The organism is Mumia sp., assembly GCF_028803055.1.
GTDB lineage: Bacteria > Actinomycetota > Actinomycetes > Propionibacteriales > Nocardioidaceae > Mumia.
In genome coordinates this window covers 299-6,336 of the sequence record NZ_JARBCJ010000181.1, presented here as the reverse complement: position 1 = coordinate 6,336, position 6,038 = coordinate 299, and the positions used below count along the sequence as shown (strand labels likewise).

Sequence of the window (6,038 nt, the reverse complement as noted above, 5' to 3'; positions counted from 1 at the left end):
GGTGATCAGCCGCAGCGGGTCGACGTCTCGCTCGGTGAGCTCGTCGCGCGACTCCACGCGATAGACGAGGTGGATCCGGCGGCCTCGCGCCAGCGCGTCGGCAACGCGCTCGTGGGCGGCGGACTGCGCGTCGTCGACCAGGACCTCCGCGGCGTCCACGCCGTGCTCGGAGTCGCCGGTGGCAGCGAGCAGCTTGGCCAGTGCGGACTCGATCGCGGGCTGGTCCTGGCCACCGGCGGTCTCGCGCAGGGCGCGCAGAGCGGTGATGAGCGACGCGGCCTCGTAGCCGTTGAGCCGCAGCGGACGCCCGAGGAAGTCGGCGTTGTCGAGATAGACGACGCCGTCGACCTCGAGGGCGTCCATGTCGATGTCGATCATCTCGCCGGTCACCGCCTCGGGGAGGCCGCAGAACCACAAGACGTTGAGGTCCTTGACGATCTGCGCCCGAGGTACTCCGAAGACCTCGGCCACCTCCGCCACCGGCACGCCGTCGTTGGTGCGCAGGTACGGGACGAGCGCGAGCATGCGCTCGATCTGCTTCGCCGACGGGCTCACAGGTGTGCCACCTCCAGGACGCGGGCGAGTCGGGTCCGCACCTCGGCGCGCAGCTCAGGCGGCGAGACGGCCACCGCGTCGGCGCCGTACGAGGCGATCTCGGTCGCCAGCTCACCCACCGAGCCGTACGGCAGCTCGATCTGGTCCCATCCGTCCTCGGTGGGCTCCTGGGCGGTGGCCCGGCGGCGCAGGCCGAGACCGCGACCCTTGCGGACCCGGACCACCGCGTCGGCGGTCGGTGGCGCGGGGAACAGGGATGCGGCGATCTCCCGGACGTCGGCGTCGTCGGGGACGTCGAACTCACGGGGAGAGCCCGCGGCTCGGACGTCGCCCACCACCCGGCTGAGCCGGAAGAGACGCTGGTCGGCGCGCTCGCGGTCGTAGCCGACGAGGTACCAGCGGCCGTGCCAGGAGACGAGCCGCCACGGCTCGACGACCCGCTGAGCCTGCGCACCGTCGGCCCGCTCGTAGAGGAACGTCACGGGCGTACGGCTGACGACCGCCTCCCAGATCGGCTCGAAGGCCGGCTCGCTCGCTGCAAGCCGGGGCTCGACGCCCGAGAGAGCCTCAGGATCGACGGGCACACCGGCGGCAAGGAGCTTGCGCAGCGCCACCGCCGTCGCCTCGCCGAGGCGTGCACTCTGCCAGACCCGGGCCGCGACGCCGAGCACCGCGGCCTCCGACGGCTCGAGGTCGATCGGCGGGAGCTCGAACTCCTCACGCCGGATCCGGTAGCCGGGCTCGACCCCGTGGTACGACTCGGTCTCGCCGACCTCGATCGTGATCCCGATCGTCCGCAGGGAATCCTTGTCGCGCTCGAACATGCGGTCGAACGCGGTGTCGGACTGCCCCCGGTAGGGCTCGATGACCTCGCGGATGCGGGACTTCGGGAGATAGGTCGGTGTCACCAGGAGGGCGATGAGGAGATTCATCAGCCGCTCGGTCGTGCGTGGTGCCACCAGGTGCTCCTCGTCGGGTCGGACCAGCAGGTCAGCCAACAAACTACATCGTCCGACCCGACGCGGTGGAGCGCCGCGGCGAGGTTACGGCGCCGGGGCCGGGGCCGGGGTCGCAGGCGCCGGCTTGCCCTTCTTGACGAGGTCGACCACGAAGATGAGCGAGTCACCACCGCTGATCCCGCCCTGAGGGTTGCCCGTAGAGCCGTAGCCGTCGGTGTACGGCATGGTGACCAGCACGCGGCTGCCGTACTTCTGGCCGACGAGGCCGGTGATGAAGCCCGGGATCATCTGCCCCGGTGCCAGCTGGAAGTCGACCGTGTCGCCGCGCTTGTACGAGCTGTCGAAGGTCTTGCCGTCGCGCCCGTTGACGCCGAGGTAGCGGACGGTGACGGTGTCGTTCTCCTTGACGGTCGCGGCCTTCTTGCTCTTGGCCGGGATGACGACCTTGGACTCGGTCTTGGCCACGACGAGCGGCTTCTTCGCGAGGGTCACGGTGGGCTGCTTGCCCCAGGCGCCCGTGACCTTCACGTCGGCGATGGACCCGTTGGGCTTGGGCGCCTCCCACTTGGAGAGGACGTCGGCGACGACCAGGAGCGTCTCGTCCCCCTGCTCGGTGCCCTTCTCGGCGCCGAGGTCTTCGCCGGTCACACCGACCAGGACGCGCGTGCCGAACGGCTTGCCGATCACGGCGGGAGAGATGATCTTGTCCTGCTCCTTGCTCATCGGGGTCGCCCCTGTGGCGTCGCCCTTGAACGTGTTGCTGGCCTCCTTGCCGTCCTTGGCCTGCACGAGCACGTACTTCATGACGACCTCGTCGCCGTCGGCGACCTTCGCCCCGTCTCCCTCGGTGATGACCCGGGTGGTGACCTTGTCGACCTTCACGCCCTTGGCGTTCTCGATCTTCGGGGCCTCACCGACCTTGCCGGTGACCTTGACCGCGTCGAGAGAACCGGCGTCCGCGTCGTCGTCACCTCCCCCGCCACAGGCGGCTGTGAGGACGAGTACGGGAGCGATGAGAACGGCTGCTAGGCGGCGCACGCGGCGGCGACCTTTCACTGGGGAGCGGGACAACGTCGACAACGGTAGCCGACGAACCTCAAAATTAGATGAGGGAGCCTGAGAACGCTGGTCACATCCCGTCGATGAGCTTCTGGACGCGCTCGTCGTGGGATCGGAACGGATCCTTGCAGAGCACGGTCCGCTGGGCCTGGTCGTTGAGCTTGAGGTGCACCCAGTCCACCGTGAAGTCACGCCGGCGTTCCTGCGCGCGCTTGATGAACTCCCCGCGCAGCCGGGCGCGCGTCGACTGCGGCGGCTTGGACTTCGCCTCGAAGATCGACAGGTCGTCGGTGACCCGGGCGACCGCGCCCTGGCGTTCGAGCAGGTAGTAGAGACCCCGGTCGCGCAGGATGTCGTGGTAGGCCAGGTCCATCTGAGCGATGCGCGGGTGGCTCCAGGTCAGGTCGTTCTTCTCGCGGTAGCGGTCGAGCAGGCGGTACTTGATGACCCAGTCGATCTCGCGCTCGACGAGCGAGAGGTCCTCGGACTCCACCGCCTTGAGGGTCCGCTCCCAGAGCTCGAGCGCCCGCGCGGCCACCGGGTCGTCCGGGTCGTGCCGGTCGACGAACGCGCGAGCCTTGCCGAGGTATTCCGCCTGGATCTCCAACGCCGACAGCTCGCGCCCGTTGGCCAGCGAGACCTTGCGCCGACCCGTCATGTCGTGGGAGATCTCGCGGATCGCGCGGATGGGGTTGTCGAGCGTCAGGTCGCGCATCGGGATGCCCGCCTCGATCATGCGCAGCACGAGGTGGGTCGTCGCCACCTTGAGCAGCATGGTGGTCTCGCTCATGTTGGAGTCGCCGACGATCACGTGGAGCCGGCGATAGCGCTCGGCGTCGGCGTGCGGCTCGTCGCGGGTGTTGATGATCGGTCGCGACCGCGTGGTCGCCGACGACACGCCCTCCCAGATGTGCTCCGCGCGCTGCGACACCGAGAACATCGCCCCTCGTGGCGTCTGCTGGACCTTGCCGGCCCCGCAGATGATCTGTCGCGAGACGAGGAACGGGATCAGGATGTCCGCGATCCGGCTGAACTCGCCGTCGCGCGAGACGAGGTAGTTCTCGTGACACCCGTAGGAGTTGCCGGCCGAGTCGGTGTTGTTCTTGAAGAGATAGATGTCGCCGAGGATCCCGTCCTCGCGCAACCGCGTCTGGGCGTCGAGGAGGAGGCCCTCGAGCACCCGCTCCCCCGCCTTGTCGTGGGTGACGAGCTCGACGATGTCGTCGCACTCCGGCGTCGCGTACTCCGGGTGGCTGCCGACGTCGAGGTAGAGGCGCGCTCCGTTGCGCAGGAACACATTGCTGCTGCGGCCCCAGGAGACGACCCGGCGGAAGAGATAGCGGGCCACCTCGTCGGGCGACAGGCGTCGTTGTCCGCGGAACGTGCACGTGACGCCGTACTCGTTCTCGATGCCGAAGATCCGTCGCTCCACGCCTCCACCCTATGCCGGAAACGGTCGGCGCACTCTGTGCTTCGCGGCGGCCTCGCCGGGCAAATTCCGGTCGAGTTCCGTCGGCGGCGTGTGGGACGCTGGAGTGGTGTTCCTAAGAGGAACACGTTGGCGTGCGCAACGACACGAGGTGGGAGACATGGCCAGCGGAATCGCGATCGAGACGCATGAGCTCGTGAAGACGTACGGGGACAAACCGGCGGTGGACGGCATCAACCTCCGTGTGCCCGAGGGCGGCGTCTACGGCTTCCTGGGACCCAACGGAGCCGGCAAGACCACGACGATCCAGATCCTCGCGACTCTCCTGCGTCCTGACGGCGGCTCGGCACGCGTGCTGGGCCACGACGTGGTCTCAGAAGCCGACGCCGTACGCAGCGTGGTGAGCCTGACCGGCCAGTACTCGTCGGTCGACGAGGACCTCACCGGCCGCGAGAACCTTCAGCTCCTCGGCCGCATCCTCGGGTTCTCCCGGGCGCAGGCACGGATCCGGTGCGACGACCTCCTGGAGGCCTTCGGGCTGACCGACGCCGCCAACCGCCAGGTCAAGCGCTACTCCGGCGGCATGCGACGCCGGCTCGACATCGCCGCGAGCATCGTGGTCACCCCGCAGATCCTCTTCCTCGACGAGCCGACGACCGGGCTCGACCCCCGCAGCCGGATCCAGGTGTGGGACATCGTCCGGTCGCTGACGGCACGCGGTACGACCGTGCTGCTGACCACGCAATACCTCGACGAGGCCGACCAGCTCGCCGGGCGTATCGCCGTGATCGACACCGGCAAGGTCATCGCGGAGGGCACCAGCAGCCAGCTCAAGTCCGAGGTCGGCTCCGGGGCGCTCCACGTCCACCTCCACGATCCCGCCGACCGGCCGCGGGCGATCGACGTGCTCACGCGCGCCCTCGGCGACGAGGTCGTCCCAGGAGCCGACGCCGCCGATGTCACCGGCCGGGTGGACGACCGCACCAAGGTCCCCGCCGCGCTCGCCACCCTCGCCGCCGACGGCGTCGAGCTTGCCGGCTTCAGCTACGGGCAGCCGACCCTCGACGAGGTGTTCCTCGCCCTCACCGGCCATCCGGCCGAGGAGACGGCGCCCTCGGATGCAGACACCGAAGGAGCGATGGCATGACGACCACGACGACGGGCACCACCGACTCCCAGATCGTGCCCGCCAAGCTCGACGCCGTCCTCGCCTCCGGGCCCCGCCCTCCGCGGGCCGGCGCGGTGACGACGTCGCTGGCGTTCGGCTGGCGGGCGATCCTGCGCATCAAGCACGTGCCGGAGCAGCTGTTCGACGTGACGCTGTTCCCGATCATCTCCGTCCTGATGTTCACCTATCTGTTCGGCGGGGCGATCGCGGGCTCGACCAGCACCTATCTCCAGTTCCTGCTGCCGGGCATCCTGGTCCAGACGGTCGTGATGATCACGATGTACACCGGCGTCGCGATCAACACCGACATCGAGAAGGGCGTCTTCGACCGGATCCGGACCCTGCCGATCTGGCGCCCCTCAGCCCTGGTCGGAGCACTCCTCGGCGACGCCGTCCGCTACACGCTCGCGTCGTTGTTCGTCGTCGCGCTCGGGCTGATCCTGGGCTACCGCCCCGGGGGTGGAGCGATCGGCGTCGTCGCCGGCATCGCGGTGCTGATGGTGTTCTGCTTCGCGTTCAGCTGGATCTGGACGTGGGTCGGGCTCCTGGCCCGCAGCCCGCAGTCGGTGATGGGGATCAGCATGATGGTGCTGTTCCCGCTGGCGTTCCTGAGTCCCGTGTTCGTCGATCCGTCGACGATGCCCAACTGGCTGCAGGCGTTCGTCGAGGTCAATCCGATCTCGCACGCCGTCTACGCCGTGCGCGGACTGATGTCGGGCGACGCGGTCGGCGACGAGGTGATGTGGACCTTCGCCGCGGCTGCCGTGATCGTCCTGATCTTCGCGCCGCTCACGATGCGGGCGTACGGCCGCCGCCGCTGACCTCGCAGCTGTCGGGGGGCCGGGGGGCCCCCCCCCCCCCCCACACC

Annotated in this window: 5 protein-coding genes and 1 pseudogene; 2 read left to right on the top strand and 4 right to left on the bottom strand. The window is 69.2% G+C overall.

Annotation, left to right across the window (positions count from 1 at the left end):
* The 4 genes and pseudogenes from PV363_RS14660 to pafA form a co-directional block, all read right to left on the bottom strand.
* Positions 1 to 555: pseudogene (locus PV363_RS14660) on the bottom strand (WYL domain-containing protein); the annotation flags it as partial.
* Complete coding sequence (locus tag PV363_RS14655; protein ID WP_255559073.1) at positions 552 to 1,553, bottom strand: WYL domain-containing protein; 1,002 nt, start codon at positions 1,551 to 1,553, stop codon at positions 552 to 554. The gene PV363_RS14655 and the pseudogene PV363_RS14660, both read right to left, overlap by 4 nt.
* A gap of 45 nt (positions 1,554 to 1,598) precedes the next feature.
* The gene (locus PV363_RS14650; RefSeq protein ID WP_220341696.1) at positions 1,599 to 2,552 is read right to left on the bottom strand and encodes an FKBP-type peptidyl-prolyl cis-trans isomerase; all 954 of its coding nucleotides are present in this window, start codon (positions 2,550 to 2,552) and stop codon (positions 1,599 to 1,601) included.
* Between the two features lie 91 nt (positions 2,553 to 2,643).
* Positions 2,644 to 4,005: a Pup--protein ligase gene (gene pafA, locus PV363_RS14645; RefSeq protein ID WP_220341695.1), complete on the bottom strand. Its 1,362-nt coding sequence runs from the start codon at positions 4,003 to 4,005 to the stop codon at positions 2,644 to 2,646.
* Positions 4,006 to 4,162: 157 nt separating this feature from the next.
* On the opposite strand from pafA, the gene PV363_RS14640 reads away from it, so the two are divergent.
* Both PV363_RS14640 and PV363_RS14635 read left to right on the top strand, forming a co-directional pair.
* Positions 4,163 to 5,149: an ATP-binding cassette domain-containing protein gene (locus tag PV363_RS14640; RefSeq protein WP_301022701.1), complete on the top strand. Its 987-nt coding sequence runs from the start codon at positions 4,163 to 4,165 to the stop codon at positions 5,147 to 5,149.
* Positions 5,146 to 5,991 (top strand): ABC transporter permease, encoded by an 846-nt coding sequence (locus PV363_RS14635; RefSeq protein ID WP_301022700.1) that lies wholly within the window; start codon positions 5,146 to 5,148, stop codon positions 5,989 to 5,991. Before PV363_RS14640 ends, PV363_RS14635 begins: the two co-directional genes overlap by 4 nt.
* Positions 5,992 to 6,038 lie beyond the last annotated feature (47 nt).